Source organism: Bacillus sp. EB01, from assembly GCF_000613125.1.
Classification (GTDB): domain Bacteria; phylum Bacillota; class Bacilli; order Bacillales; family Cytobacillaceae; genus Bacillus_D.
Genome location: NZ_HG964497.1, coordinates 2,300,783 through 2,327,720, shown reverse-complemented (window position 1 = coordinate 2,327,720; position 26,938 = coordinate 2,300,783). Strand labels below are relative to the sequence as shown.

Here is a 26,938-nt window from a genome sequence, read left to right as displayed (position 1 = left end):
TTATTCCCACCATGTAAAACAATAAAACATAAGATTCATATGGCTTTAGTAACAGAAAAAGAAAAAACGCTCAGTTCTCTGAGCGTAATGAATATGAAAGATTTTGCTGTAACTATATTCTTACGTTAGTAGTGATTAGCCTAGCCTATTTTAGCTGCTAATTACATCTACTTCTCCAAGTTCAATTTTAATCGCAATCTTTGCTTGTTTTAAGTAACCTATAACTATATAAAATCAAAGAACTAATAAAGAATACCGATGCTAGCTGAATGACCCAATAAAAACGAACGACGTTATATGAACTGGTAACAAGATACGTATCTTCTGTGTTCGGATGTATCATTGGAATTCGCTCTTCTATCGTTTCAATAAAAGCAGAATCATCTTGGGGAAATCCCTCTGTTCCAATCGTTTTAAAAAGAACATGCGATGATGGATGTGTTCCTATTGTAATGACTATATTTTTAATCGTTCCATTTTCTATCGCTCGATTAACATCTGTCTCGAGTGTTTCAACAATTGGCTTATTGCCAAAAAAGAGCGCTCCTTCGATATTATTGTAAAAATACTGTCTTTGTTGCTCATTAACTTTCTCTACTCCCCAAGCAAAACCAACCAGTATAAAAGATAAACAAAATAATACCAATGTAGCAATAAACCATTTGTCTTTCAGTTTACTTTTCTTATGTTTAGTTCCAGCTTCAAATATGTCTGCTTCTCCTCCAAATTGCTCTAATGCTTCTGAAACAGCTTCATCTTCAGTCAATCCCTTACTTTTTGCTTCTTCAATATGCTCAAGCAGGTGTGTCCGCATTTCTTCTTTCATTTCTTCCTTTTCTCGAAGGCTTAAGGAAGATTCCTTATATAATTCATCCAAAAATTGATTAATTCTTTCCATGATCATTCCCCTCCAAAAAAGACTGTAAAATGTTCTTCAAGACAAGCCATTCATTTTGGCTGCTTTTAAACTCTTCAATGCCGGTACTTGTTATTCGGTAATATTTCCTTCGCGCTGCACCCTCTGAATCAGTCCAATACCCTTCGATTAACAATTTCGTTTCCAATCTCTTGAGTGCCGGATACAAGGTTCCCTCCTTTAGTACAAAAGTATTTCCACTTACTTCTTTCATTTTCTTGCTCATTTCATAACCGTAAAGGTCTTCGTCAACTAGCAAACTTAAAATAATTACATCTATGTATCCTTTAAGCCATTCTTTTCGAATTTCCAAAATCTACACCTCCACACTGGAAATATAACACATTATACTTTGTGTTACAAGGTATATTGTATTATAAAAGGGAGTGGAATATCCCTAACGGGTTCCGTTTCCTATCGAAAACGTGCTGAGACATGGCACAATTATTCCGGCTTTAATTCAAAAACTGTTCTCCCATATTGTTTTTTCTTGAACTTCCCATTCCAATTCAAACTCAAAAATTGAATTATTCTTGGAATAGACGCTCTCCTCATAGTCCGCACTTCCATCATAAATCCATTTTGTGGAAGGAACTACTGCTCTCTTAACCCGTTTGTTCCACTAAACACCTTTTCGAGGAAAAAACCCTATTCTTGTTTCTTCATAAACATATTTTCGGACCACTCTATAACATGCATGCTATTGGAATCACAACTCTTTTAATTGGTGCAGCTCTATTTTTCATGTACCTGCTAAGAAATAGAACAGCGTAATAAAAAGCCTATCTTTCTAGAGCTACAGTTGCTCGAAAGATAGGCTTTTTTGTAGGGGTGGGACAAGGGACCTGTCCCTGTGACCCACTTATTCCCATATAGCGTTTACGTTGTTAGTGAGCATTGCTTTAATTTCGTTGTTAGCATTACTATTATTTAGGTGCTTTGTAAAGTCTTCAAGGTGTTTTTTTGCTTGTAGTAAGTGGCCTTTATCGTAATGATGCTGTGCTTGGTCTAAACGGTTTGTTAGTTGATTTGATAGTGAATGTTCGATTTGTTTAGATGTTTGAAGCTCTGCAATCTGATTAGCTACTGTAGCTGTGGTGACGGTAACTGCCACGGTTAGCTTATTTGATGTGTATTCTTCACCTTGATAAGTCACGATTGCTTGAATTTCGGTAGTTCCTGCATTTTTACCGGTAATTTTTCCGTTCTCTAACGCAGCAACCTGTGGTGAACTATTTATCCACTCTACATCATCAACTTCATCTAGGTCGACTGAATCTCCATTCGTAAGAAGGACTGATAGTTTGGTTTCTATTTCATCGCCCTGGAGTAGTGTATTTTCTCCGGAGAGTGTCACTTTATCTACTACAACTTCTCTTTCATACGTTAATTTGAAGTCATCATAATATGCCCCTGTTGTTGTAAAGAAGTTAGAAGCCCCTCCAAATAATCTGGCAGAAACAGCATTTTCAGGTGCTTTGACCGTTGCACGTACCGTTTGCCATTGTTTATGTCCGCCCCTAACATGAATGATGTTGACACCATCCACATCCTTCCCAACTTGCTTACCAGCTGCATCAAAATAACGGATAAAGAAGCTTGCACTGCCATCCTCTAAATACATTTCAACTGTACCTGTATACTCAACACCAGCTGTAACCGGAATCGGATTTGATACGACAAACACTGTTTCATTTTGAGCCCTATCGGTAATTTTCATTGAATTGTTTCCTGTTTTAGCCTTTTCGCTGGTTATCCCGTACGAAACATTATTTGTAAGACCAAATAATGACGACCAACCCGGAATAGAATTGTTTTCTCCTACTGTTCCTTCAAATCCTGCATTTGCAACTGGTACAGGAACCGTTTCGTAAATAGGTACAACAGGCAGTTTCCCTCCATCAATGACAGGAATCATTTTTAAATAATGCGAGTCACCGTCGATAAAATAAATATTTTGGTTGCCTTCCTTATCGTATGCGAGTTCAATAAACGAGACTTCAGGTCCCGACTCAATCAAGCTAACATGTTTGAGATCTTTTGATTTTGGATCTACTACTGCTAATTTTCCGCCAATGTCCGTATATAGTAACCCATCTTCTCCAAACAGGATATGAACAGGTCTCCACATCCCTCTATTTTTGATATTTGGATATAAATTCTTAGATTTTACGATTTCATACGTATCAGGGTTCATTGCAAATAAGATCCCATCAACTGCTCCCCATAATAAACCATCTTCATCAAAGGTCAGTCCGCTTATCATTGGAGGCGCATCCAATTCCGAGAAGTCTAATTCAAACTCCGTAATTTTCTTTTGGCCTTCCACATCCCACACAAACATTTTTGCCTTTTTGGCAGTTGGTTCGATATCCAACCCTCCACGGATTGTGGTAGACCCGTAAATCTTGCCATCCTTATAAGCAAGGCCAACGATACTTTGATCTTGGACAATATTTCTATGTGTCTCTCTTTCTCCTGTAACAGGGTCATAGATTGTCAGCGTTCCGCCTAATTTTTGATAATATGGAATTGTACCGATTAGTAATTTTTCATTCTCAAATTTCATGATATATGGACGGTCTTGTTCATACACATCATATAAATTGAAAAGTGTCTCAGTTTTTAGTGTATCTGTATTCATCTTTTGAATCGATGCTCCGGAGTATATCCCGAAATACATGTCAGAGCCATTACCAGCAGCCATACCTTCTGCCTGGCCTTGAGAATACGTGGTAATTTCACCTGTTTTCGTGTTGTATCTTGCCCCTTTTGGACCTCCAGGGTAAGTAGTCATGTAGAGGTTGCCATCAGGACCAAGTCCAAGACTATGTAAAGCTAACGGCAAATTCCCATTCATCGCTAAAGGTAAATCGATTATTTTATTGGCATCCAAATCCACTGTCATAATTTCTCCGGACCTTTTTACCGTAACAAGACGTAAATCTGCGGAGTCCTCTCCAAAGTCAACAAAAGCACTTCCCCGCCATCCTGCAGGATAACGGATACCCGTTTCCCTTGTTTCCAATGTGTTTACATCCACTTCTAAAATATGACGTTCGTTAATTACATATGTTTTACCATCATTCACAGCTAATTGTGAATATCCAAAAGCTCCGAAGTCATCCTCAGAACCATCACCTTTTATACCACCTATTACTCTATCTTCCCACTCTTGTGCAGTTAAATCATAAATCAAGATAGCACTTACACCACTAAAACGTACAAATAAGAAGTTTCCAGCAACCTCCATATCATATGCAAATTGCATTTCTACAAGTGTTTTCCCAATGATATCAGGTGCATTTTTCGTGATATTTTCTTTTTCTAAAGTCTGAGTGTTGATTCGATACACACTTCCTGTAACCCCCAAGCCTGCGTAGAGGTAACCGTCGTGGTAAGTTAACGATCGCACATAACTAGCGTCACCCTCGACATCCACTTTTCCCAAGTCAATAAATTTTTTCTGATTGACGTCGTATTTGAATATTTTACCTTCTTTTTCCTTGTAGGTACCGATATAGACATTCCCTTGATCATCTGTTGTGCTGCTCCAGAATTGATGGCTTGGATCCGGAATCCCTAAATTCTTAACAGATTTTGTTTGTGGTGAATAACTCCAAAGTTCTCCTGCGTTCTTTTCTGCTAATCCAGCAATATATACGGTTCCATCCGGAGCAATAATATGAGTCCAGACCTGGCCTACTTTTCCTAATTGCTCATTAAAGAGAACCTTATTGTTCTTAACATCAATAACATTAAATAGTCCTCCATTTGCCGTTGTATAGACAATATCTCTCCCATTCTCTTTTCCAAATACGGCATCCGTTACAACTGCACCTGTAGCAGGAGTACCCAGATTCTGCACTTCTTTAAAACCACGACCATTCAACTTTGCAACCACAGTCTCATCATTATTTGTTTCGGCACTTACACTGAATTGAAAAAAACTAGTGATTAACATGACAATTAAGAAGCTTGAGAGCAATTTGCGATAACGTTTTTTCCCCATAGTATGTCTCCCTTCGTTTTTTAAAAACAAGGATGGTAGCGCTTTCATTCTATGATACTTTACATACCTCCCTTAAATAGAATTGATGGTTTTTCAAAGATGAATACTCCGAATCTTGAAGTAATTATATAGTTCATCTAATTTAAGTAACAAGTCCATAATAAGTCGATAAGTTGTCTTTATTGTGTCTTTATGAGATAGCTAAGGGGGAGGCCAAAGGGACAATTCTCTCGTCTCCTACGTAGGTCAAACTTATTAAATGAATGCTTGGCTTTGGAGTCACAACTCTTCTAATTGGATAATCCTTAATGCTCTTGCACATAAAAAATGCCTATCTTCAATGAGCAACTTACTGCACAAAAGATAGGCATTTATAGGAGGTGAGACAAGGGACCAATCCCCGTGATCCACTAATTTTCCTCACTCAAATATTCGATGGATGCTTCTAGTTGTTCGTCTCTGCCTTCGAGTACTGCCTCTCGCGTTCTTTCTACTATGATATCTGGCTGAACCCCTATCATATGGTGCTGAGTCCCTTCTAAACTCAATGCTTGCATGGCGGTAAACCAGACGCCCATATTTCCTGGAAGTTTTATATGATTGATCGAGTCGTTTGTTCCAGCAGTTGGCCCTCCAATCATTGTCGCAAGCCGATTACCCTTAAAAGCCTCCGCATAAGTTTCACAAGCACTTATACAGCTTCCATCGATTAGCGCCACATTTTTACTCTTAAAAATCTCATGTATCGGAAGGATATACAAATTCCAGTGTGATTTCTGCTTAAATCGCTTTATATCAATAAAAAATGAGTGACAAATTAGCATACAATTTGGCACTCATTTTACGTTGCAGTTTTAATGTTTGCGATAGGTAACGGAACCCGTTAGAATATCCCCACTCTCTTTAAAGGATTTTTTCACCTATTTCAAGGTTGCGCTTTTCGACGAAACCACATCTTCTGCCATCTTCCTCAATTTATATTTTTGAATCTTGCCTGATGCGGTTGTTGGAAAAGAGTCACAGAATTCGATATAACGCGGGATTTTGAACCGTGCAATTTTACCAAGGCAGAAATTCCTGATCTCATCAGCGGTTGCGGTTTGGCCCTCTTTCAATTGGATCCAGGCCATGACTTCTTTACCGAACTTTTCATCCGGGATACCGACGATTTGTACGTCAAGTACCGCCGGGTGCTGATAGAGGAATTCTTCAATTTCGCGCGGATAGATGTTTTCACCGCCCCGAATGATCATGTCCTTAAGCCGGCCAGTAATTCGGCAGTAACCGTTTTCGTCCATGACGGCCAGGTCTCCAGTATGAAGCCAGCCATCCTTATCAATCGCTTCCCGGGTGGCATCGGGATTTTTATAATAGCCTTTCATCACATGGTAGCCACGTGTGCAAAGTTCACCCTGCTCGCCATTTGGCAGCTCTTCGTTAGTTACCGGATCGATGATTTTGACTTCGACATTCGGCAAAGCTTTCCCAACTGTTGCTACTCTCAGCTCAATCGGGTCGTCTGTCCGGGTTTGCGTGATTACCGGGGACGCTTCAGTCTGGCCATAGCATATCGTAATCTCTTTTGCCCCCATCTTTTCAATCACTGCTTTCATGACTTCAATCGGACAGTTGGAGCCAGCCATTACGCCAGTCCTCAAGGAAGATAAATCATATTTTTCAAAATCAGAATGATTCAACTCAGCAATGAACATGGTCGGAACACCGTGCAGCGCTGTGCATTTTTCCTTCTCAACAGCTTCAAGAACCTTTTTGGGGTCAAATTCCTGGACAGGCACCATGGTTGCACCAACGGATACGCAGGCAAGCGTGCCAATGACGCAGCCGAAGCAATGGAAAAATGGAACCGGAATGCAAAGCCTGTCTTCATCCGTCAGCTTCATGCATTCTGCAATATTCAGGCCATTGTTGACGAGATTATTATGGGTCAGCATGACACCCTTTGGGAATCCGGTCGTTCCGGAGGTGTATTGCATATTGATAGGGTCCTCAGGGTCTAGCGATGCCATCCGCTTGTCCAGCTCCTCATCAGACACCTCATCCTTCAAGGCAAGGATATCTTCCCAATGCAGCATGCCGGGATAGCGGTTCTCGCCAAGGACAATGACATTTTTCAAATAAGGGAGTTTCTTCGACTTCAAGCGGCCCGGCTCGGCAGTCTTTAGTTCTGGTACGATTTCGTAAAGCATCTCAATATAGGAAGCATCCTTGAATTTTTCCATAAGGATAAGAGTGGTGGAATCGGATTGCTTTAGCAGGTACTCGAGTTCTGCAGTCCGGTAGCTGGTGTTGACAGTGACAAGGACCGCCCCCATCTTGCCAGTCGCAAATTGAGTTGTTACCCATTCTGGACGGTTCGTTGACCAGATGGCTACATGCTCCCCTGCTTCAATGCCAAGCTTCATCAGTCCTTTGGCAGCATCGCGGCAAAGTGTTTCGAATTGTTGGTACGTATAGCGCAATCCCCTGTCAGGATAGACGACAGCATCCTGATTCGGAAGCCTTTCTGCTGTTTCCTGGAGTAGTTTTCCTACTGTAGTATTCATTGCTTCTGCCATTCCCAAAAAACCTCCTTATGCATTTGTTAAAACCGGAAGTTGTATAATATGTAATCGCTGTCATTTATTATAGTACGAATTTTCTAACATTTCCATTTTCAATCAAAAAATTGGTAATTCATTTACATTTTAAAAAGGTTTTATTGGTTATTGCCGAATAGGTTAAACTAAGAAAAGTTTGGGGGCTGACGAATGAAAAAAATACGAATAAAGTCGATTATTTTTGCCATCTTTCTTTTAACGCTAATTGGGTGCTCTAACAAGGGGAACCTGGAGTATGATTTGGACAAACTAACTAGAGTCGATGTCGAAAAGTTCACAGAGGAACAAAAATCTCAAGAAACCATCATCATGCAAGAAGAACAGCTTAAAACCATTAGAGAAGTGATCGGAAGAATTCATTGGGAACAAAATGTGAAGGTAGGGATGATGAGAAAAGAAAACTTCAAAGTTACTTTATTCATCGCCAATGAAAAAGATATGCCAGAAAGGTTATATGAATATTTTATCTTGTTTTATCCGGGTGGGTCAGCGTCAATTGTTGACAGAGAAAAGAATGCTGTCGGAACTTTAGACAAAGAAAATGCCCTAAAGCTAGAGGATATTTTTATGGAGAATTAAAAGAGCAGGTGCAGCTTATCTTTTTGTGATTAAACCTGTTCATTAGTTTTGTGTCAACTCAATAACAATCGAAGTTTTGGTGTTTATATTAGCTCTTAATAATTCTATGATCAAAGCACCATTTTCAAGAAAGCCTATTCCATTATAGTTTTGAAATGGTCCTAAATCTCATTAATCACAATTTTATTAAAACCTCATATCTTGCCCATAATGACAAAGGAGGCAAATATGACTTATGAACACAGATATTGAGTATACCTCTCCATCAACACAGTACACGTTTGATGTAAATAAAAGCCATTTGTTTGTTAAAGATAATCAAAACTTAATTAATGTGTTAGGTAAAAAACAATTGAATACATTGGAAAATACATCACTTCTTGACATCTTTCTTAGTGTAGGTAATGTAATAGAACCACATTATCACCAAAACGCCGCTCAATTAGTTTATTGTATTTCTGGAGCTGCTACTGTATCGATACTAAACCCATTCACAAAACAGTTGCTAAATTTTCCAATTACACCTGGTCAAGTAGCAAATGCAAAGGGATGGTGGCATTATGAAGTTGCTACTGTTGATAATACTCATCTTCTAGCAATTTTTGATGCACCGAATCCAGAAGTCATATTAGGTTCTGACATTTTAAAATTTACCCCTTCACATATTATGGCTCATACTTATTGTCTTAATGAAGATCAATGGAAAAACGTAACTGAACCGATAAAACCAAGCACTTATATAGGACCATACAAGGACTGTAATAGGAATCAACTGTTTAATTATCCACCAAATCAAAACCACAATTTACAGCAGCAATACCCACCATACCAGCGCTACCATAATTATTCTCATTATAGATATTGAAAGAACTGTTACAGTTTTATTATCGGGTAGGGCTTTGATTGATATTCCAGAACGTATTTCATGTGCTAAAACCAAAAAAGCAGGAAAAATGACGTGTGCAATCACACGTCATTTCTTATGTCGTTTTCAGAAAACATCCTCAATGTGTTGTTTTTTTCGTGCGTACCGAAGGTCTCTCCGCCCGTTGAATGCTCGGGGTCTGAGGTGATAGCCTCTTCCCCTTAATTTTCTTCCTTCTTCTTCAACTCTTTCAGCAATTTGTCGACAGCGGCTTGTGCTGCAATAGTACCTGGTGTTGGTTCAACGATTCCTCTAGGTGAGGGTTCATTTATGAGCGGTTCTTTCGATACGGCAACCTCGTTGAAAGTTTGATTTTTAAAAGAAAAATTGTTGGTTGGATCACCATCAGGAACTGTTCTCAGATGTTCATTGACCTTTATGAGTTCCCCGTTAGGTGTTGTTCGCAAATGTTCCTGAACATGAACCAGCTCTCCAGTTGATGCAGAACTACCAGGTCCTTCATATGACATGTTATTTGAAATAATCCCATCTGATGCTGTCCGGAAATGTTCTTTTACCATGACAACTTCCCCGCTTGCGGTTGTTCGCAAATGTTCCTTTACATGAACGATTTCACCACTTGCTGAAGTGGAATCAGAGCCATGATAGCTTAAATTATTGGTAAGGGTCGCATCAGGTGCAGAACGGACGTGATCCGTTACCTTCACAAAAGGCTGATCAGAGGGAATCGCAGCCCTGGTTGAAATTGGCTCCCCAGTTGTTAGCTTTGTTTCAGTATAAGCTTCACCGCCAACCGGCTTTGTTTCCACTGTAGTATCAACGCTTGTTTCAGCAGCGAAAAAGTCGCCGCCTACATGAAGTTTTAAAAAGGGTAAAACAAACGCAATAATAATGACTGGGACGCTTCCCATGATTCCAAGCGCTGCATAGCTTGTATAATTATATTGATAAAGCCAGCGCAGAAGGAACCGAAGGCCAATAAATCCTAGTATACTTACCACAGCGGCTTCTACGACTGGATTGCTGTAATAATACGAATGTAAATAGGCAGAACGAGCCAGTGATGCAGCTAATATTCCATATAAGATAAGGCCAGAGACAAACGGCCTCCAGTTTTCGATAACATAACCTATTCTCATGAAAAACAAAACGATCATCACGATAAAAATTATCGGTGCCAAAAAAGGCAGAGCGAAAGAAATGACCCCGAGTATTAACATCCAAAACAACATCGATTTTAACATCTTAAAGGACGTTATTAGAAAAAATGCCAAGATACCAATACCATATAAAATTGGATTAAAATATCCAAGAAAAACAACTAAAGGCAATAAATAGATTGCCATCTTATGATGCGTTGATTCCGTTTGTGTTCTTATCCATTCCTGGTTCATACACTATCCCCTTATGTAAATTTCCAACGAATATAAGATTACCCTATGGAAACCAAAAACGAAATAGTTTTTTTAAAGGAATTCCCAGAATAATAGGCTATGTCAGAGAGACTAATAGATATCCAAATTGTGATGCTGCCGCCTGTTGTTTAGGTGTAGTAATAGTACCCATCAGTATGCTTTACCACCCAAGGGTCTATTAGACTGTTAATTGGCGTGACGTTAAAACTGAGGTCCTTCTTCATTGTCATTTTCACCGTCTTGCAGTTTTTAGCTCAGGATCCTTAGAAGTTGTTGTATTAATGGACAATAACTCTTTATATAAGTGAACAATTCCATTTTTATATTGGTTATTTATGTTAAAATTTAAGTGAAATCATTCAACTATGGAAGGGTTGAAGAAAGAAAGTACAATTTTTGAACGTAGAGAGAAACGTATGATGATCACTTTCTAAAATAGATAAAATTGCCCCTTATGGCAATTCTTGTTCTGCGTATTATTCCAGGCTTTTTTTCTAAATGAATGGAAGGGTTTAACCTGGGAAACAAACTGGGGTACAGTAATCCAAATTTTAATTATGGCATTTCTTTTTTTAATACTAAATAGAAATAGAAAAACCTAAATTTTGCCCACGCTGTAGTTTATTGGCCAAGGAATAATGCGGGAGTCGGGAGTGGTATAGCCATGAAGAAATATCTATATTTTTCTTTATCAATTATTTTTGTCGGTACTTCCCTTTTTCTTTATATTTATCGCGAACAAAATTTAGTTGATGTAATGGATATAGACCGTGTAGAGAAAATTTATATTGTTCCTCAAAATAAATTTTATGAAGAAATTAAACCTAAAATAGCAGATGAAGAAACAATGAATAAACTCTTCGTCTACCTTAATCAATATCGTGTAAAACTAACGAATAAACATGGTTGGAGCTCTGATCATCCAAGTGAACAGTTTACACTTTACCTCGTATATGAAGATGGAAATTTGGAGATTTTTACTTTTGAACGGGATGTAGTCGCATCCACCCGAATTTACCAAGTAGTAAATCCTCCTTTGGATTATCAATTCATTCAGGAGTTGGAACGGGAAATCAAATCTGACGAAAATAAATGATTATTGGATAAAAAATGTTTTTCAACAGAAAGGGCGATTAATCCTTCCTGGATTAACTCGCCCTTCTTGCTTGCTTAATATTCGCTGCCTTAGTTATTTTAAAATCAACAACTTTGATTATTCGTTTAGTAAAATCATCCTTCTTGCCGATTCAGGGCTGTCTTCCCCGCTTTTATTTTTCACAGGCGCAAATTCCTTTTCTCTTGGGACCTGCAGGACGGCAATCGATTCAGCTTCAGGAAACAAATCGAAATAAAATTGCTCCAGTTTGTAGCCATTTGGTTCTGCTGGTTTTATTTCTTTACCAATGGCATCCACGGTCGGTATGGATTTATGTGCAAAATGATATGGAAGGGATTTGTCCGCTATTTCTTTGACAAAATCCAGCTTGAATAAATGAATGCTTATATGAGCATTCGTCATATCCGGATCTTCACTTTCCTCTTTGGTCATTTCCGAGTATTCAATGACAGACGGTTTTCCGTCCATCAGACAGAATACTCCTACTTTCTCTTGCGGGTTCCGTTTGGCCGCTGATTTACTGGCTATAGGAGAATCTTTTTCATCGGCAAAGCCGACAAATAGCGGATCGGCAATTTTTATAATCGCATTGTCAACATTATACATAAAGATCCACTTTACTCCCCGCTTCTCCATGTCCCCAAGTGCACCGCTCGATTTCAGAGCCGAAAATACTCCGCCGTTTCCGTTCGGCGATAAAGAAAGACTCGACTTTGTTTTTAACATCAATTTGCCATCCGGCGTTAATGTGGGTGCTGTGGGCTGAATGAAAAAGCTGATGAGCTCTGGATTGTATCCAAAGTAATTGTGCTGATGAAAGAAATCCTTCGTTTCCTCATCATTAATGGGGCTTGTCATGATATACCAAGGGATCATATTATCCGTTTGTTTGTAGAGCTGAAGCAAGCGTTTTGCCTGAAGTTCGAATAAAGATTCATGGCCGGGCAGCCCAATGTCATACGTTCCTTTTGGTCCATCATGTCCAAGTCTGGTTCCTTGTCCTCCTGCAAGGAGAACAGCCGCTACCTTTCCTTTTTTGATCAATTCCAAACCGTTTTGTTCATACTCTTGTTTCTTTATCTCCGGGAGTTTCTCTAATACTTCGTATGGAACAGGTTCGATACTCTTTCTTTCTGGATTGTCAGCAGAAGTCAGTTTTTCAGTTGCTAAGCTGATTTCCGTTAAGTTGACCTTCTCTATGTCGTCCAACAGTTGATCCTGTTCAGCATCCGAAAGTTCATCCCAAAAGTTTAGAAGGTGGGACTGATTAAATTGTTTCAATGTTTCTTGTAACTTTGAAAAACGATTCATTATAAAAACCTCTCCATTTTATAAAGATTTTTCTTTAACCTGCACACTTAGTGTAACAAAAAAAGGAGTTGCAACTACAACTCCTTGTACTTTGTACCCGTTTAATCCACTTAATATTATTAAAAAGTTATTTTTCCCATAGCTCGACCAGTCTGCCATCCGGGTCTTTAATCCAAATGAACTTGCCAAATTCACTAACCTCTTTTTCCTTTACAAGAGGTACACCGATTTGCTCAAGATGACTAATAGTCTCGTCTATATTATAAACTTCGAAATTTAACATCACTTGCTGTTCTGTTGGGAAGTAAGGGTCGTTTTCAGCAAAAAAAGAAAAAATTGTTTCATTTTCTGTGTGTTGTTTAATTATAGTCCCATTCCAATTATTTATTTCAACCTTCAACACGTCACTGTACCACTTTTTAGTAGCTTCCAGATTTGCAGCCCTCCAAAATATGCCCCCGAAACCTTTTATCATTTTAATAATCTCGCTCCCTTCTTTAATTCAACAGGGTTTTATTTCTTCTTACATCCTTACCTATATTACACCATAACTAGAAATCCTTTTATTAAATATAAGTTCTCAAAAATAGGTCCTAGCTTAAGAGTTTGGTAGAGAAAAATGTCGGTTATTACTTGATACACTATTTGTCATTCAGTGAAAAATTATGTCATGATGGCAGTTTTCAGTGAGGTTAATCAGTGCTATTCTTCGAGATTATGGTCCATTTTCTTAAATCCGAGAATGTGGTTGACTCAACAGGGAGATTAAACATATCTCTTCTATTCACATTTTTTAGATTAGGCAGATTATTTCCAGAAGTAATACAAAGGGATGGTTCTCGTGTTTCGTCTGAAGCACGAGAACCATCCCTAATTATTCTATATTATTCTAGCTTGGCTGACGCACAATATTGTCAGCGACTCGAATCGCTAAAGCAGTGTTAGAAAGCACCGGTCCTGCTGCGGTTAAGGTTGGAAGCGCGCTATTATCTGCCACATATAGACCCTTAACGCCATGAATTTGCCCATTACGATCAGTCGCTGAAGTATTCGGATTTGGCCCCATTCTACATGTGCACGACTCATGCATATCCGCCCCTGGTGGACGGAGAACTAAAGTAGACTCATCTAAAGTGACTCCCATCGCTCTCGCTGATTCTCTTATCCCTCGTTCAACTTTTTGGGCTGTTTGACGGTCTTTTTCACTTAAAGAGTATTGAACCTGTTGTAATGGTACTCCATACTCATCTTGCCTAGACTCAAGATATACCCGATTTTCTGGTCTGGATTCTACTCTTCCAAAAGCTGCAAAAACAACCATCAACTCATTTTTCAACTCTTTATCTTCAAATTGTTGGTAAGACCAATATTGGTCTGGTCCTAGAATCTGGATTTGAAAAGGATCTTCTTCAGTTTCGAATTTTAAAATCGATAAATTTCCGAGTCGATCAGAAAACTGCCCTCGACTGACTGTACCAATTGCAATCATGGACACGTGTCCTGTTAAATAACGTCCTATCGCTTGTCCCTGAATACCAGAATTTAATAAGATACGTGGGGTTTCTAAGGTGCTTGCTGATATTACTACATTCTTTGCCCTAATCGTATAATTTGTTTTCGTATTCGTATCAATTACCTGCACACCAGATGCTCGTTTTCCATTATCAGTCGTATTAACTTTATGGACAAAAGCATCTACAGCGAGATCATATGGTCGGTCTAACTGGGCCGCTGCCAATGAATTTATCGAACTGTACCAAGGATTTGAATGAACTTCTCCTTGCCTGGAAGGTAACAAATCAAGAGCAAGCGGCATATTTTGGGCTTCCAAAACACCTCCAGAATGAAGCCTCATTAACATCTGGTCCTGCAAAGATGAACCTTTTGCCCAATCTGTTGTGACATGTAATAAATTCTCAGCCATTCGATAGTAAACATCAAGTTCCCTGCGGTTAATCGGCCAGTTTCTTAGCTCTTCTTCAATTGGCCTAGGTGTTGCCGCATTCCAAAACAGCGACCTTCCACCCAGAGCATAAACCATGGTGGCTCCAGAAAATTGAGGTAAGCGCTGACCAAGCGGAGTGGAATTATTAGCAAGAAGTACATCCCGTGATGTATTTACATTTTGTGTAGGGATATTTTGTGCGTGCGAATGAAATAATTTACCCCCCTTTTCAAGAATAGCAATCTTTTTTGCGCCTTGCTGTTTCCACAACTGACAAAGTCTTTGTAAAACAGCACCTCCTCCAGGACCACTTCCTACAATGACCACATCGTATTCTGTTTTTGCTAATTCGGAAATGGGTTTCGTATTAATCCAATTATTCTTGTATCTTATAACCATAGGAACACCCGCCTTCAACCATGGATATTTATCCGTTCATTTTATGACGGATTACTTGTCTATTATGTCTAAGACAGGTTTCAGGTTGAAGTCTAACTTTATTGGAGATCTGCCAACTCTTTTGGATTTCAATTATTACTTTTTCAACAGTTTTTTCCAAAATCTACAATGTTTCTTCATGGCGGGATGAAACGAAAATATAGCCGTCACCAATTCTTCAGGTTACGGCAGAACCTGATAAATATAAATCTGCATATGTTGCAGCGAAAATACAGCCAAATTGTTATTACCAAACTTTGTGGCAAAGGAAAATGATGAATAACGAATTACAGCGAATTCAATTTTACCTTGACCAACTCGTACGGGCTAAACCAAGGTAAAGTCCTTCTTTTTAACAAAAGATTTCATGGATGTTCCCATCAGGATCTGCAAAAAAAGCAGTTGTTTGGCCCCATGGCATTTCTGATGGTTCTTTAATCGGGGTAGCTCCCTTTTCTATAATTTCTCTATAGGATCGCTCCACTTCCTCTGGCGTTTCACAAGGGAAAGCCAATTCAAAAGACTGGCCCTTCTTTCCCTCCTTAAAGGAACTGTGTCCGTCAGTGATATCATACATAATTCCCCTGGAACAAATAGAAAATCTTACCCCCTCGTTATTGAATTCAACATAACTCGGAGCTTCGCTTTGGACAGTAAAGCATAAAACATCGCGATAAAAATTAGTCATTCCTGCCATGTCATCAGTAACTATTGTTATAAGGTTTATTTGTGCTTTCATTTCATCTACTCCTTTTTGGCATCGATCAAACCGTGATGGTGCAAAGCCCTTAAAACATCCATTGTCCATATACTTTTCCAAGCTCTAGCCGCATCTTCATCACAATTCCAATTTAAAATAAAATGCCCATCCTCTGCTTGGGTTTTAATTTCATTTTCCAAACTTTTGATAACAAACTCTTTAATTGGCAAATACAATGGACTTTCAGGTGAATGAGCAAAGAAAAACGGTTTTGCGCAATAAGTAGTTGCCCATTTATCGGAATCAATTTCTATGATTTCATTAATATCTTTTTTTAATTGTTTTAAAATAATAGACTCGTATGGTTCATCTGTTCTTACTGCCAAACGAAGTAAACTGAGCGCTTCCAAAAAGTAAAATTGCATTGGTTCATTTGAAGTGTGAATCGTACTCATATTAGCTATGGCATTTTCAGTAACATTCTTTAGAAAATCGTCTGGAACTAATTAGCGATACTCATAAAGATAACCAACCAATTCAGCACAAGGATTATCGGTCCAACCCTTGCTTCTTTGGTTAGGTCTCGAGTGCCAACATTTTAATTCGTGATCATAAGAGTCCATTATGTATTTAATGCCTTTTTGCACTACCTCGTCGTCTGGAGAAGCACCAACTTCACTAAGATACTGAAAAGCCATGCTGGTATCCATCCCATTTGAAATTACAGGATGACCTTCTCCCATATTCCTAAATCCGCCATTTTCACCTTGGTACTGCTGCAATATACATGTTGCGGATTGCCATTTTCAAAATGAAAACGAAATAATTCCTGTTCTAAGTCCCTTCCGTAATTCATTAGATAACTTCGAGCTAGCTGGAAATTTTCAGATGATAATGTACGAACTTTAGACTCCTCCTTTTTGAAAAATAAAATAGCTGTCCTAGGTATTTTTATATATATCGATGGAATAAAATTGCTGGCTTACTATTGAGTCAATAATGTTCCGTAAAACAACTGGATCACGAAGTTCTACATCATTTAGATGTAAGGTTTCTGATAAACGGATCCATCTACTATCTGCAATTTCGTCTTCATGTAAATTTAGCTCTCCGCCGATTATTTCACCTATGAAATGAAACAGAATAACTTGGTCGCCCGTGCTGCTTGTAAAATTGTAAACTCCAGTTGAATTTATAAGCCTTACATCGTATCCGGTTTCTTCTTTTACTTCCCTGCAAGCTGCATCTAAAATATCTTCACCTTGTTCGATTCTTCCTGAAGGGAAATTCCACTTATGGAGTGCAGTTGGTTTATTTTCTTTAATCATTAAAACCATATTATCCTTAATAATAGATACGCTGGCCACTAAGACCATTCCATTTTGACTCATATTGTTCTCCTGCACCTTTTAGTCTAGCGTTAACTTCCTAGACTACTTCCTTTTATTAATGAATTTTAATTCGCTTTGAGAGTTTAGCCTTAATACGGAGACATTTATTTAAATGTAGGAAAATATGTCTTGTTGCTGGCATCAAAATTAATCCAGCAATAGTTTTTTTGCCCCAATATTCCGCTAACCACCTTGAATTCTCCATTACTGCGTTTTCATCAAATAGCCGTTTAATTCTGCACTCTTCAACTTCCATCTTAAATTGTCCTGCTTTCATGGCAGTAATAACTTCTTGGGTTCGTCTGCCCACCGATGCTCTATATGCCAGTAATGAATCAATATTAATTTTGGAACTTAATTCAGCGATCTCACTTTCACTCATATCATTTCCTGAATGAGCAAATGGAATATCCATTTTATTAAGCCAATCAGTAGTATTAAGAACCTGTTGCTCATCAGCTACTAAAATATTCATTGTCATATCCTCTATTCGGGAAATGTGCCATAAGTGCCACACAATTGAATTTCTAGTATCGGGATTTTGGACGGGATATTGCCTAAAAGTTGCTTCATTAAGATTTTCCAACAATGCATCTTCCAGTGTTAGATGAGTCGCTTTACCAATTGTTGAAGTAGAATGCAGCAAAGAATGCTGGGAAAGGATTAATTGAACTGCCTGTGAATGTACTTCTGGTTTTAAAATTATATCTTTTAGTTTCTTATGATTTTCATTCCATACCTTACGTTGTTTCATATCCATAAAAATGATTCGCTCCTAAATTGTATTATGTAATATACGAAGGAACTTTAACTAACACGTCTCTCTAGCAACCCTTTATTTTCCCGTTTGGACATGTTGATTAATTAATTTTAGAATACTATCTATTACAATCTTAGGGTTTTCTAAATGTACTGAGTGGCCAGTATCCGCTTCAATATGCTCGGTATTGTTTGTTAAATCGGTAAAGAGTAACTGATTTTTCTTCCAACCTTCAGTTTGTTTTATTGCACTGATTACTACAACAGGCAAATCCTTTCGCAATTGTTTGGATTTAACCAGTTGTAAAGCTGATGTTACGCTGTCCACATACTCCTGGTATGCTGATTTATATGCACCAAGTGTATATCCGATATAGTTTAGTGACTCATCGTATTCCGTTGCAAGAAACTTTCTGCCTATCCTCTGCTTAAACATTCTCGGTATACCTACTAATGAGGTAACATATCCAGCTGTCAAAAGCCTTCTAAAATTCTTAATTCGTTTCCTATTCTCCTGGGAAAGAACATATTGATTCTCGTGTGCAGCATCTTCCAAAACCAGGCCGATGACCTCATCAGGGTACATACTGGCAAACAGTCTCATTGAGAGGCCTCCAAAAGAATGACCGACTAGTATATAAGGTGGTTTTATATTGAGGTGACTAAGGATATCCCTTATTTCCTCAACACTATCTAATGAAGTCATCGTTTTTCTCTTCGTCTTACTCCACCCGTAGTTCCCTCGATCGTATGATATGACACGGGCAACCTTGGAAATTTCGGGCTGAATATAACACCAATCAATCGAAATGGAACTATATCCTGCTTCCAGTATGACAGTGATAGGTCCTTCCCCAGTCACAATTGCGTGTACCTCTGACTTACTGGTTTTAATTATCTGTCCCAGCGGATTAACTTTGTTTTTTCTATCCATGGTTAAATTCCAAAGTGTTAAGGGAAATCCCATAATACCTAACGTGTTTCTAGCGATAGTCGGAAAAATCACTTTTACCTCCAAAATATAACAATTCCATTGGAGAATATAATTCGATAATGGTTAATGTATTCCTTCTTTTTTCCACAGAATAAGAAAAGAGGCCGCCTCTTATTGGCGCACACAACTTATCGAGCGTTTCTCCCGGGGATTTCTATAAATTAAAGAATATCAGCCTATTCCAAGAAAATATTTTCAATTCCTGCAGAGTATGTTACATTAATATTTTGTTCTTGAGCAAACTTGCATCAAGGAAAAGTATTCAACTAGGGGAAATTAGGAAGGAAGATAACATGGATAGGCGTATTTATTTTTTAATGATCATTTCCTTTGTAATCGGTATGGTTGAACTGATCATTAGTGGCATTTTGGATTTAATTGCTGAGGATTTGAATGTAAGCATCGGACAAGCCGGTTTACTGATAACTGTTTTTGCATTAATATTTGCAGTTGCATCACCCATTTTACTTGTCATGACAGCCAAAATTGAGAGAAAGCGGCTTATGTTAGTTTGCTTATACATCTTTTTAATTGGTTGTATCGTGACAGTATTTGCACCTACTTATTCGATTTTGTTTATAGGAAGGATTATTTTAGCTTTAAGTGGAGCGCTCTTAATCATCCTGTGTTTGGTAATGGCTCCTAGCTTAGCAGGAGAACAGTATAAAGGCAGGGCGATTGGGATTGTTTCAATGGGAGTAAGTGCTTCATTAGTATTAGGGGTACCAATCGGACTGATTCTTGGAAATAGTTTTGGATGGAGAGCACCTTTCGTCCTTATCACGGTCCTGACAGCATTATCAATAATTGGTGTCCATCTGTTAATGGGTCGTATTGAACCGAAACCTCAAATTCCGTTAAGGCAACAGCTTGCAGCATTTAAAAATCACAAAATCACATTAGGACTGACAACAACATTTCTGTATATGACTGGTCATTCCATTATGTATTCATACTTTAAACCTTATTTAGAAGCAACCACTAATTTCAATGCTAATTGGATTAGTATTATCTATTTAATATTTGGCTTTGCTGCTGTATGCGGTGGTGGAATTGGCGGTGTAATGGCGGATTTACTGGGCTCGAGAAAAACAATGGTCATCTCTCTAGCAGTTTTTAGTGGACTATTCTTTGTATTTCCATATACAACAGATGTATTTCCAGTGTTTTTCATAATCCTTATTGTATGGGGGATTCTCAGTTGGGCGATTTCACCGGCAATGCAATCTTATCTGATTGAAAACGCACCTGAATCATCAGAAATTCAGCAAAGCTTGAATAATTCAGCACTTCATTTAGGTGTTGCAGCCGGTTCAGTTATTGGAGCTGGTATAGTAGACACACTTTCAATTACTGTTAACCCAATTGCAGCTGGAATATTAATCTTCTTCTCATTCATTACTGTAGTCCTTTCTGTTAGCAGCAAGAGTAAGACTTTGTATAAAACAAAGAGCGCAAATTGAGTTAGTTCAATTTGCGTTCTTTTTAAGTATATTAAGTAACTTGACTCCTGGCGTAATTCCTCATCGTCCATCATTTTTCTGATAACTGACTGACTATATTTTCATCTTCCTTTATGGTGAAGTATGTTAATTATCCTTCATCTTAGTATTATTTAATCCTCGTTGCTAGTATTGCAGAGCTTGTTGGTGTTAAATATATTTCTGTTGCCCGCAATCCACTATGATTTAACCAATATTCCCTAACTTTATCGGGTTTCCCTCTCCATTCTTCTGGAAAGTGCTCTTCAGGAGTAAAATCATCCATGAACAACATCCCGCCGATTTTTAATGTATCGAACAACAGCTCTCCCTCAATCGTCTTTGCAGCAGCTGCATCGGCAAAAATAAATTGAAACGGACCTTTTGGAATAACCTCTTTCCAATCACCACAAATGAATTCCGCTTGGTTATGTTTAATATGATTAGCAGTAGCATCAATTTTCTCTATTGAATGATCCACACTAATAAATTTCACTGTTGGAGCAATAGATGAAAGTAACCAAGAACTCCCTACACCAAAACCTGTTCCAATCTCAAGAATTTTCCCTTGTTTTATTTGTCCAACGAGAACTGATAATAGTCTTCCGGCTTCATCTGAACAGGAATGCACAAAATTCTTTCTTTTAGCTAATTCCTTACTGTCCAGGACTAATTCTGGAATATATGTATTTGAACGATATGTCGTGGCCATTGATTTACCCCTTAATTAAGTAATGTTATAAACATTAATTTGTTCAAGTAGTTCTTCTTAATTTAAAATAGTAGCTATTCGAAAACCTCATATTCCCCATTATCTTTTTTGGCTAAGACTATTTTTGCATTCCCTTTCACTGAATAAATTTCGTACTTTCAAATAGTTTGAAGTAATTTCAATATTTGGCGCCTTTTCTATATCAATTTTTTCTTTGATGAAAAAGAAGCTGATAAGAAGCTACAAATTTTCAATATTTAATATAGTCCCGGTCCGTTCCATGTAGGTGAACCGATATGTTTTTCCTTCTTCTAGCCGAAATAGGTCCAGCAGAAGCGTAAGGTCATGGTCAAGTTCTTCGGTTTCTATCAATGCTATATCATTATCTGTGTAGCGGCCGCCGCCGGTATAAACATCCACAACTTTAAGATCCTCTACCTTCGCTACGCCATTTTTATAATCGTGGATATCTTTCAAACTATTCATTGTTAAAGAACTTAGTTGGTTATAAACAAATACAGCCATGGCTATAAAAATTATCCCCGCCCCGCCCCATGCAAACACCTGGGTCTTTCTTATTTTTTGGGGATTTTTTAATGTGATGACGAGGCTGGAATAAATGAAAAAGAGTAGTAGGGTTAATGCAGACAAGTATAAGAAAGCAGTTCCCATGGACTCAAACATAAATGCTTGATAAAGATCGGTAATAAACAATATTTTTATGAAAATAAAAGCTCCACCTAACAAAACAAATATACTCATTACAATTAGAAAGCCAATTATTATTCTAAACCTTTTACGGTTTGCAAGATCACGCTTGATTTGTTCAGGCGTTTGCGCATCCCGCTGTTTTTTTCTAGACATTCCCACTAATTCTCCCCTTTTTCTTAAAATTACTTTTAATGCCTACAAAACGAACTTGGAGTATTTTGCCGGATTGATAAAACACAATTATAAACCCTCGGATGCTTTTGCCCAGCAAAATCACTTGTTGCTCACAAACTACTCCCAAACTTCATCCAATTTATCCGAATAGAGCTCAATTGCTTTTCATCTCCAATCCTCATCTTCATTCTATAGGACTACTTAGTTTAGTTTTTATTAAGAGCTCTTCGACGTGCCAAGAATATATAAGATGATTGAATAAATTATTTCACTCATTATGTAGTATATAGCTCGTTGCTTTGGATCTTTACTTGTCATCTTTCCTGCGTGCTAATGAAGCTGGAAAAGGCCAAAAATTATGGCTTACCATCCTTCATTCCACTTATGAAGACGGGAACAGACTAAAAAACTATGCCTAACCGTCCTTCATTCCGCTTATGAAGACGGGAACAGACTAATAAATTATGCCTTACTGTCCTTCATCATACCGAGAAGGATGATACTTCATCCATATTATAACAAATGTGAAGGTCTTTCCATTTAACAATTGAGATTTTTCTCTTCGTTATCTTCCAAGGAGGTATAATTTTACTTTTTTTAAAGGGCTGATAAACAGGAAAAGCCACGGTTCCGTTACTGCAACCGTGGCTTTTAACTGTTTATGATCTAATTAACTTCATCCCAAACGTCAAGACTTCATAACTATTTTTAAGAATATAGCCGTAATTTTGTTTATAATCGATGATAATATCATCTTCCAAATGGCTAATAACCAAAGGGTCTATCAAGACAGAAATATCGTCTATTTTAAATACTTCCTCATTATTTACCTGCTCAGCCTGAGCAAGTTCGTACACATATGTGGCTCCTCAGCCAGTTGTTCGGGTTTCGTTGATTTTAATGCTTGGTTCGGTACCAAGGACCTTTTTAAGCTCATTCTTTGCATCAATTGTTATATGAATATTCATTTCTTCACCTCATTTATAAATTACCCTTCCTTGATTATAATCAACCGTGTTATCTTTACAAAGATTATGATTACAAGATCAAGTAATTTAAAAAGCAGTGGATTTGATTAGTCATCAAATCCACTGCTTTTCATGTGATTTAAAATTTACTTTATAACAATAATAAATTGAAGGTGTATAGCTTCCACTAAAAGCAGCCTGCTCTTAAAATATGTTTCTATTTTAAGGAGGATAAGAAAACATTTTGGGCAGCTTTCACACCGGCACCTTGCTCAAACTGATAGGAGAAATCCTTCAAACCTGCTTCAATAAGGGAAACTGCTTGAAGGATATCGCTAGGGAAGCAATAGCCCATATGTCCAAATCTGAAAATTTTACCTTGAAGATTACCCAGGCCACCAGCAAAATCGAGGTGATATTTCTTTTTCAGATGTTCTAAAAAAGCTGCCAAGTCCACTCCCTCTGGGGTGCGGATCGCTGTAATGGTTGGTGATGCGAACTCATCAATTGTTAATAGTGGGATAGACAGAGCATTCATAGCTTCCCGAACCATGTTTTTCATGACCTCGTGCCGCTCAACCGTTTTCGAAAATCCTCCTTCCTCCTCAATTAAATCACACACGGCGGAGAGGCCTTTAATGAGCGAAATTGAAGGAGTATTAGGCGTCATTCCTTTTGCTGCCCACTCACGATAGCTTATTAAATTTAAAAAATACGCATGAGTCTGATTGGCCTCTATCACTTTCCAGGCCCTCTCACTTACTGCTAAAAGAGCAAGGCCAGGAGGCAGCATCATCGCTTTTTGTGACCCTGTCACCAAAATATCGATACCCCATTCATCCATTTCGGCTGGGGCACCGCCTATACAGCTTACTCCATCGACTATAAATAAGGCATCCGAATGATTGTGTACAGCTTCTGCCAATTGTTTAATAGGGTTTAAGATTCCTGTAGACGTTTCATTATACGTCGCAAAAACTGCCTTAACATTAGATAGCGGTTTCAAAAACTCAATCAGGTCTTCCTTTGTGCAAGCTTCACCCCAATTTTTAGCTAGTTTATGTACTTTCAAACCATTTTTCTCGCATATTGAAACGAAATAATCCCCAAAGGCTCCTACTGTGATGACAACAACTTCATCTCCAGGAGAAACCGTATTTACTACTGCCGCCTCCAATGCTGCTGTCCCGCCTGATGGAAGAAGCAAAATCTCCTGCTGGGTCCCGAAGACAGGTTTCACGCGTTGCGTCGTTTCTCGATATAGCTGGACAAATTCCTCGGTACGATGACTAATCATATCTTGGGCCATTGCCAATTCCACTTTTTTAGGAATTGGAGTAGGTCCAGGATGTCTAAGAATATTTCGATACATGAATTCCCCTCCATTTTCTTTTCTTAAAATTAGTTTAGCATAATAATTACCAAAAGGAATTTATATAAATGAATACAAAGATATTTTACTACTTCCGTGTTGATTATCCTCATAATATGAAAATAAGAACGTTAAAAAGCAGTCGATTAAATCCATTAATAATAGAAACGCTATTCATTTTAATTTCACCATTTATTTACTTCGCACAATATGAAAAAAGAGCAATGGGATAGGATTCTAACCATTGCTCAATGCATTTAATTATTACAAATCATTAATACATTTCCATCCAAATCCTCAAAGTTAAAATAAGCAAAATCGCCAATACGCTCAATTTCTTTTACAACTTTAATTCCTTTGTTTTTAATAAATTCGTATGCTTCATCAATATCATTGACAAAGAAATTAAATAAAACATGATTTGAAGGTTTTAGTTTAAAGCTCGGATCGAAAGTGTGGTCATCTAGAGTAAGTCCAGTTTCTGATGTAACAGGGATATTGTAAACTGGAGATGCAACATTATCTTTATTAAAAGGTATTCCAAGTAGTTCGCTATACCATTCTGCTGATTTTTCTAGATTGCTGACATGGATAAAAACATTATTCACCTTACAAGCGATTGGAGAAGCAATTGAATTCATTAAAATACCACCCTTTGGTTCAGCTTTATTTACTAATTCTATTAATCTTAAGAAAAACCTTTAAAAATATCGTACTTCAGAATTTATTGTACTTTTTCAAGTACACCATTTTTTCAATAATGAATTCAACATCCTGGGAAAAGAATATTCATTCCTATCGCGTTAATTGCATCCGTTTATTGAATAATGTCGGATAGGAAAGAAAACCAAGCATTATGCTGGTCACCGCAGCAGTACAAAGCAGAAGGAACAGAATTAACAACTGGAATTGTACTGCTTGAACCGGATCAGCCCCGCCAATAATTTGACCGCTCATCATTCCTGGAAGCTGAACGAGCCCGATTGTTTTTTGGCTTTCAATCGTAGGAATCAAACTTGCCTTTATCGACGTAATTAAAGGGATATGAACAGCTTGCTTTGGTGTACCACCGAGCGTTAAAATCAACTCTGTTTCATCATGTCTCGCCTCTATTTCTGCGGTAAAACGGTTTAAGAACAGAATCGCGAGAACCATTGAGTTCCCAACAACCATCCCGCTTATCGGAATAATATATTGTGGTTCTGCAGGAGTAATGTTTAATCCGAGCAAAATACCCTGCGTAAGCAGCTCGATAAAAACAAAAGTTAGGATAAGCTTCCAGGTAATCCCTTGAATGGCGGCCCCTTTTTTTCTGGCATTTTGAGTTGCTGCACCAATCATCAGGGCAACCATGAGTATGGTAAAGGTTATATGATCTGACTCAAATACGAAAGTCAGGATATATCCGACGATAAGCAGTTGAATAATTGACCGGATCGTAGCGATCAGTATATCTTTTTCAAGTTCAAGCTTTAAGGTCTTTGATAATAAAAGTGGAATGAGAACGAAGACGAGGCTAAAGGATAATGCCAGGTAGCTCATTTGATGTCCCCCTTTACAAACTGTTTTACCAGTTCATTTTGCGGCTCAAGAAGGAGCTTGCTTTCACCAGATTCCAAGAGTTGCCCGTCCATAATCACCCATGTCTCATCCCCGATATGTATAGCCTGCTCCAGATTATGAGTAATCCACATAATCGTAACGTTAAATTCTTTATTGATTCGAACGATCAGTTCCTCGATATCCTGCTTTGAAACCCGATCAAGTGAAGATGTAATTTCATCGAGCAATAAAATCTTTGGCCGGTTGACGAGGGTTCTCGCAATGGAAACCTTTTGCCTCTGGCCGCCGGAAAGGTCTTTTACGTCTCTCTTCAATAAGTCTTTTTCCAAACCCACGGATGTGAGAAGTTCCGCAGCCTCCTCCTCAGAAAGTGTTTCCTTTTTTAACGTTCGTGGCAATGCTAGGTTTTTAAAAATATTGCCATTAATCATTGTTGCATTTTGCAGCGCGAGGCCGACACTTCTTCTAAGTTCGGTCGGTTCGTACTCTTCAATATTTTTCCCCGATATCCGTATGTCTCCTTTTGTCGGTGAAACCAGTCCATTAATCAGGCGGAATAATGAGGTTTTACCCGCACCAGACGGACCGACAAGTGTCGTGATTTTTCCTTTTGAAATGGAGCCTGTAATATATTTTATGATATTCACTGATCCAACCGAATAATCGACATGCTCAAGTTCGATAGCCTTTTCTTTTGATATATTCATTTGCAATTCCTCTTTCGTTTCTTCTATGTAGTAGGATACTAATACTTATCATAACACGCACGTGTAAAATACCATTTTGTGCAAACTTATTAGGTTCTTATTGGGAGTATTTACCCAAAAAACTCGGACGGACACTTATCTATCCTTTGCAAATTGTACTTATTTCAAA

General features: G+C 38.1%; 25 protein-coding genes. 4 read left to right on the top strand and 21 right to left on the bottom strand.

From position 1 onward, the window contains the following. Nucleotides 1-187 precede the first annotated feature (187 nt). The 5 genes from TY16_RS25195 to TY16_RS10565 all read right to left on the bottom strand — a co-directional run bounded on the left by TY16_RS25195 (nucleotide 188) and on the right by TY16_RS10565 (nucleotide 7,504). On the bottom strand, nucleotides 188-898 hold the full coding sequence (locus TY16_RS25195; RefSeq protein WP_052342677.1) for a permease prefix domain 1-containing protein: 711 nt from the start codon (nucleotides 896-898) through the stop codon (nucleotides 188-190). Further along, nucleotides 885-1,229 carry a PadR family transcriptional regulator gene (locus TY16_RS10580; RefSeq protein WP_043931875.1) on the bottom strand — a complete coding sequence of 115 codons (345 nt, stop codon included), beginning with the start codon at nucleotides 1,227-1,229 and terminating at the stop codon, nucleotides 885-887. The genes TY16_RS25195 and TY16_RS10580 overlap by 14 nt, the downstream gene beginning before the upstream one ends. A gap of 549 nt (nucleotides 1,230-1,778) precedes the next feature. Beyond that, on the bottom strand, nucleotides 1,779-4,928 hold the full coding sequence (locus TY16_RS25190) for an FIMAH domain-containing protein (RefSeq protein WP_052342676.1): 3,150 nt from the start codon (nucleotides 4,926-4,928) through the stop codon (nucleotides 1,779-1,781). Nucleotides 4,929-5,338: 410 nt separating this feature from the next. Continuing rightward, nucleotides 5,339-5,752 (bottom strand): S41 family peptidase, encoded by a 414-nt coding sequence (locus TY16_RS10570; RefSeq protein ID WP_043931874.1) that lies wholly within the window; start codon nucleotides 5,750-5,752, stop codon nucleotides 5,339-5,341. Between the two features lie 96 nt (nucleotides 5,753-5,848). After that, entirely contained in the window at nucleotides 5,849-7,504 is a 1,656-nt protein-coding gene (locus TY16_RS10565; protein WP_043931873.1) for an AMP-binding protein, read from the bottom strand. 192 nt (nucleotides 7,505-7,696) lie between these two features. On the opposite strand from TY16_RS10565, the gene TY16_RS10560 reads away from it, so the two are divergent. Then, a complete protein-coding gene (locus tag TY16_RS10560) occupies nucleotides 7,697-8,125 on the top strand; it encodes a hypothetical protein (RefSeq protein WP_043931872.1) in 429 nt (142 codons plus the stop codon). A gap of 235 nt (nucleotides 8,126-8,360) precedes the next feature. Further along, nucleotides 8,361-8,990: a cupin domain-containing protein gene (locus TY16_RS10555; RefSeq protein ID WP_043931871.1), complete on the top strand. Its 630-nt coding sequence runs from the start codon at nucleotides 8,361-8,363 to the stop codon at nucleotides 8,988-8,990. Nucleotides 8,991-9,211: 221 nt separating this feature from the next. On the opposite strand, the gene TY16_RS10550 is transcribed toward TY16_RS10555, so the two are convergent. After that, nucleotides 9,212-10,405 carry a hypothetical protein gene (locus TY16_RS10550; RefSeq protein WP_043931870.1) on the bottom strand — a complete coding sequence of 398 codons (1,194 nt, stop codon included), beginning with the start codon at nucleotides 10,403-10,405 and terminating at the stop codon, nucleotides 9,212-9,214. Between the two features lie 685 nt (nucleotides 10,406-11,090). Here TY16_RS10550 and TY16_RS10545 point away from each other — a divergent pair. Further along, nucleotides 11,091-11,522, top strand: coding sequence for a hypothetical protein (locus TY16_RS10545; RefSeq protein WP_043931869.1), 432 nt, complete (start codon nucleotides 11,091-11,093; stop codon nucleotides 11,520-11,522). A 117-nt stretch (nucleotides 11,523-11,639) separates the two neighbouring features. On the opposite strand, the gene TY16_RS10540 is transcribed toward TY16_RS10545, so the two are convergent. The 8 genes from TY16_RS10540 to TY16_RS10500 form a co-directional block, all read right to left on the bottom strand. Continuing rightward, the gene (locus tag TY16_RS10540) at nucleotides 11,640-12,854 is read right to left on the bottom strand and encodes a UTP--glucose-1-phosphate uridylyltransferase (protein ID WP_043931868.1); all 1,215 of its coding nucleotides are present in this window, start codon (nucleotides 12,852-12,854) and stop codon (nucleotides 11,640-11,642) included. Between the two features lie 127 nt (nucleotides 12,855-12,981). Continuing rightward, on the bottom strand, nucleotides 12,982-13,329 hold the full coding sequence (locus TY16_RS10535) for a VOC family protein (RefSeq protein WP_043931867.1): 348 nt from the start codon (nucleotides 13,327-13,329) through the stop codon (nucleotides 12,982-12,984). 414 nt (nucleotides 13,330-13,743) lie between these two features. Next, nucleotides 13,744-15,198 carry a GMC oxidoreductase gene (locus TY16_RS10530; protein ID WP_043931865.1) on the bottom strand — a complete coding sequence of 485 codons (1,455 nt, stop codon included), beginning with the start codon at nucleotides 15,196-15,198 and terminating at the stop codon, nucleotides 13,744-13,746. 391 nt (nucleotides 15,199-15,589) lie between these two features. After that, a complete protein-coding gene (locus tag TY16_RS10525) occupies nucleotides 15,590-15,976 on the bottom strand; it encodes a VOC family protein (protein ID WP_043931864.1) in 387 nt (128 codons plus the stop codon). A gap of 5 nt (nucleotides 15,977-15,981) precedes the next feature. Then, nucleotides 15,982-16,392, bottom strand: a complete 411-nt coding sequence (locus TY16_RS10520; protein ID WP_155922209.1) for a hypothetical protein — start codon at nucleotides 16,390-16,392, stop codon at nucleotides 15,982-15,984. A gap of 486 nt (nucleotides 16,393-16,878) precedes the next feature. Beyond that, nucleotides 16,879-17,328, bottom strand: a complete 450-nt coding sequence (locus tag TY16_RS10510) for an NUDIX hydrolase (protein WP_043931861.1) — start codon at nucleotides 17,326-17,328, stop codon at nucleotides 16,879-16,881. Nucleotides 17,329-17,383: 55 nt separating this feature from the next. Continuing rightward, nucleotides 17,384-18,088, bottom strand: coding sequence for a DinB family protein (locus TY16_RS10505; RefSeq protein WP_043931859.1), 705 nt, complete (start codon nucleotides 18,086-18,088; stop codon nucleotides 17,384-17,386). A gap of 75 nt (nucleotides 18,089-18,163) precedes the next feature. Next, the gene (locus TY16_RS10500; RefSeq protein WP_197028380.1) at nucleotides 18,164-19,021 is read right to left on the bottom strand and encodes an alpha/beta fold hydrolase; all 858 of its coding nucleotides are present in this window, start codon (nucleotides 19,019-19,021) and stop codon (nucleotides 18,164-18,166) included. Nucleotides 19,022-19,374: 353 nt separating this feature from the next. Between TY16_RS10500 and TY16_RS10495 the strand changes: the two genes are divergently transcribed. Continuing rightward, nucleotides 19,375-20,544 carry an MFS transporter gene (locus tag TY16_RS10495; RefSeq protein WP_043931858.1) on the top strand — a complete coding sequence of 390 codons (1,170 nt, stop codon included), beginning with the start codon at nucleotides 19,375-19,377 and terminating at the stop codon, nucleotides 20,542-20,544. A gap of 148 nt (nucleotides 20,545-20,692) precedes the next feature. Here the strand turns inward: TY16_RS10495 and TY16_RS10490 are convergent, their stop codons facing one another. The 7 genes from TY16_RS10490 to TY16_RS10460 all read right to left on the bottom strand — a co-directional run bounded on the left by TY16_RS10490 (nucleotide 20,693) and on the right by TY16_RS10460 (nucleotide 26,769). After that, nucleotides 20,693-21,274 carry an O-methyltransferase gene (locus TY16_RS10490; RefSeq protein WP_043931857.1) on the bottom strand — a complete coding sequence of 194 codons (582 nt, stop codon included), beginning with the start codon at nucleotides 21,272-21,274 and terminating at the stop codon, nucleotides 20,693-20,695. A gap of 240 nt (nucleotides 21,275-21,514) precedes the next feature. After that, nucleotides 21,515-22,138: a hypothetical protein gene (locus TY16_RS10485; RefSeq protein WP_155922208.1), complete on the bottom strand. Its 624-nt coding sequence runs from the start codon at nucleotides 22,136-22,138 to the stop codon at nucleotides 21,515-21,517. A gap of 680 nt (nucleotides 22,139-22,818) precedes the next feature. After that, nucleotides 22,819-23,016: a hypothetical protein gene (locus TY16_RS10480; protein ID WP_043931855.1), complete on the bottom strand. Its 198-nt coding sequence runs from the start codon at nucleotides 23,014-23,016 to the stop codon at nucleotides 22,819-22,821. 328 nt (nucleotides 23,017-23,344) lie between these two features. Then, nucleotides 23,345-24,499, bottom strand: coding sequence for a pyridoxal-phosphate-dependent aminotransferase family protein (locus TY16_RS10475; RefSeq protein ID WP_043931854.1), 1,155 nt, complete (start codon nucleotides 24,497-24,499; stop codon nucleotides 23,345-23,347). A 257-nt stretch (nucleotides 24,500-24,756) separates the two neighbouring features. Next, the gene (locus TY16_RS10470) at nucleotides 24,757-25,140 is read right to left on the bottom strand and encodes a VOC family protein (RefSeq protein WP_043931853.1); all 384 of its coding nucleotides are present in this window, start codon (nucleotides 25,138-25,140) and stop codon (nucleotides 24,757-24,759) included. Nucleotides 25,141-25,294: 154 nt separating this feature from the next. Then, nucleotides 25,295-26,041 (bottom strand): ABC transporter permease, encoded by a 747-nt coding sequence (locus tag TY16_RS10465; RefSeq protein WP_043931851.1) that lies wholly within the window; start codon nucleotides 26,039-26,041, stop codon nucleotides 25,295-25,297. Next, complete coding sequence (locus TY16_RS10460) at nucleotides 26,038-26,769, bottom strand: ABC transporter ATP-binding protein (RefSeq protein WP_043931850.1); 732 nt, start codon at nucleotides 26,767-26,769, stop codon at nucleotides 26,038-26,040. Before TY16_RS10460 ends, TY16_RS10465 begins: the two co-directional genes overlap by 4 nt. Nucleotides 26,770-26,938 lie beyond the last annotated feature (169 nt).

Bases quoted from the DNA above. Each gene is read 5' to 3' on its own strand.
- TY16_RS25195 (WP_052342677.1), bottom strand. From the start codon at position 898: ATGGAAAGAATTAATCAATTTTTGGATGAATTATATAAGGAATCTTCC.
- TY16_RS25190 (WP_052342676.1), bottom strand. From the start codon at position 4,928: ATGGGGAAAAAACGTTATCGCAAATTGCTCTCAAGCTTCTTAATTGTC.
- TY16_RS10570 (WP_043931874.1), bottom strand. From the start codon at position 5,752: ATGCTAATTTGTCACTCATTTTTTATTGATATAAAGCGATTTAAGCAG.
- TY16_RS10565 (WP_043931873.1), bottom strand. From the start codon at position 7,504: ATGGCAGAAGCAATGAATACTACAGTAGGAAAACTACTCCAGGAAACA.
- TY16_RS10560 (WP_043931872.1), top strand. From the start codon at position 7,697: ATGAAAAAAATACGAATAAAGTCGATTATTTTTGCCATCTTTCTTTTA.
- TY16_RS10555 (WP_043931871.1), top strand. From the start codon at position 8,361: ATGAACACAGATATTGAGTATACCTCTCCATCAACACAGTACACGTTT.
- TY16_RS10550 (WP_043931870.1), bottom strand. From the start codon at position 10,405: ATGAACCAGGAATGGATAAGAACACAAACGGAATCAACGCATCATAAG.
- TY16_RS10545 (WP_043931869.1), top strand. From the start codon at position 11,091: ATGAAGAAATATCTATATTTTTCTTTATCAATTATTTTTGTCGGTACT.
- TY16_RS10540 (WP_043931868.1), bottom strand. From the start codon at position 12,854: ATGAATCGTTTTTCAAAGTTACAAGAAACATTGAAACAATTTAATCAG.
- TY16_RS10535 (WP_043931867.1), bottom strand. From the start codon at position 13,329: ATGATAAAAGGTTTCGGGGGCATATTTTGGAGGGCTGCAAATCTGGAA.
- TY16_RS10530 (WP_043931865.1), bottom strand. From the start codon at position 15,198: ATGGTTATAAGATACAAGAATAATTGGATTAATACGAAACCCATTTCC.
- TY16_RS10525 (WP_043931864.1), bottom strand. From the start codon at position 15,976: ATGAAAGCACAAATAAACCTTATAACAATAGTTACTGATGACATGGCA.
- TY16_RS10520 (WP_155922209.1), bottom strand. From the start codon at position 16,392: ATGAGTACGATTCACACTTCAAATGAACCAATGCAATTTTACTTTTTG.
- TY16_RS10510 (WP_043931861.1), bottom strand. From the start codon at position 17,328: ATGAGTCAAAATGGAATGGTCTTAGTGGCCAGCGTATCTATTATTAAG.
- TY16_RS10505 (WP_043931859.1), bottom strand. From the start codon at position 18,088: ATGGATATGAAACAACGTAAGGTATGGAATGAAAATCATAAGAAACTA.
- TY16_RS10500 (WP_197028380.1), bottom strand. From the start codon at position 19,021: ATGGATAGAAAAAACAAAGTTAATCCGCTGGGACAGATAATTAAAACC.
- TY16_RS10495 (WP_043931858.1), top strand. From the start codon at position 19,375: ATGGATAGGCGTATTTATTTTTTAATGATCATTTCCTTTGTAATCGGT.
- TY16_RS10490 (WP_043931857.1), bottom strand. From the start codon at position 21,274: ATGGCCACGACATATCGTTCAAATACATATATTCCAGAATTAGTCCTG.
- TY16_RS10485 (WP_155922208.1), bottom strand. From the start codon at position 22,138: ATGTCTAGAAAAAAACAGCGGGATGCGCAAACGCCTGAACAAATCAAG.
- TY16_RS10475 (WP_043931854.1), bottom strand. From the start codon at position 24,499: ATGTATCGAAATATTCTTAGACATCCTGGACCTACTCCAATTCCTAAA.
- TY16_RS10470 (WP_043931853.1), bottom strand. From the start codon at position 25,140: ATGAATTCAATTGCTTCTCCAATCGCTTGTAAGGTGAATAATGTTTTT.
- TY16_RS10465 (WP_043931851.1), bottom strand. From the start codon at position 26,041: ATGAGCTACCTGGCATTATCCTTTAGCCTCGTCTTCGTTCTCATTCCA.
- TY16_RS10460 (WP_043931850.1), bottom strand. From the start codon at position 26,769: ATGAATATATCAAAAGAAAAGGCTATCGAACTTGAGCATGTCGATTAT.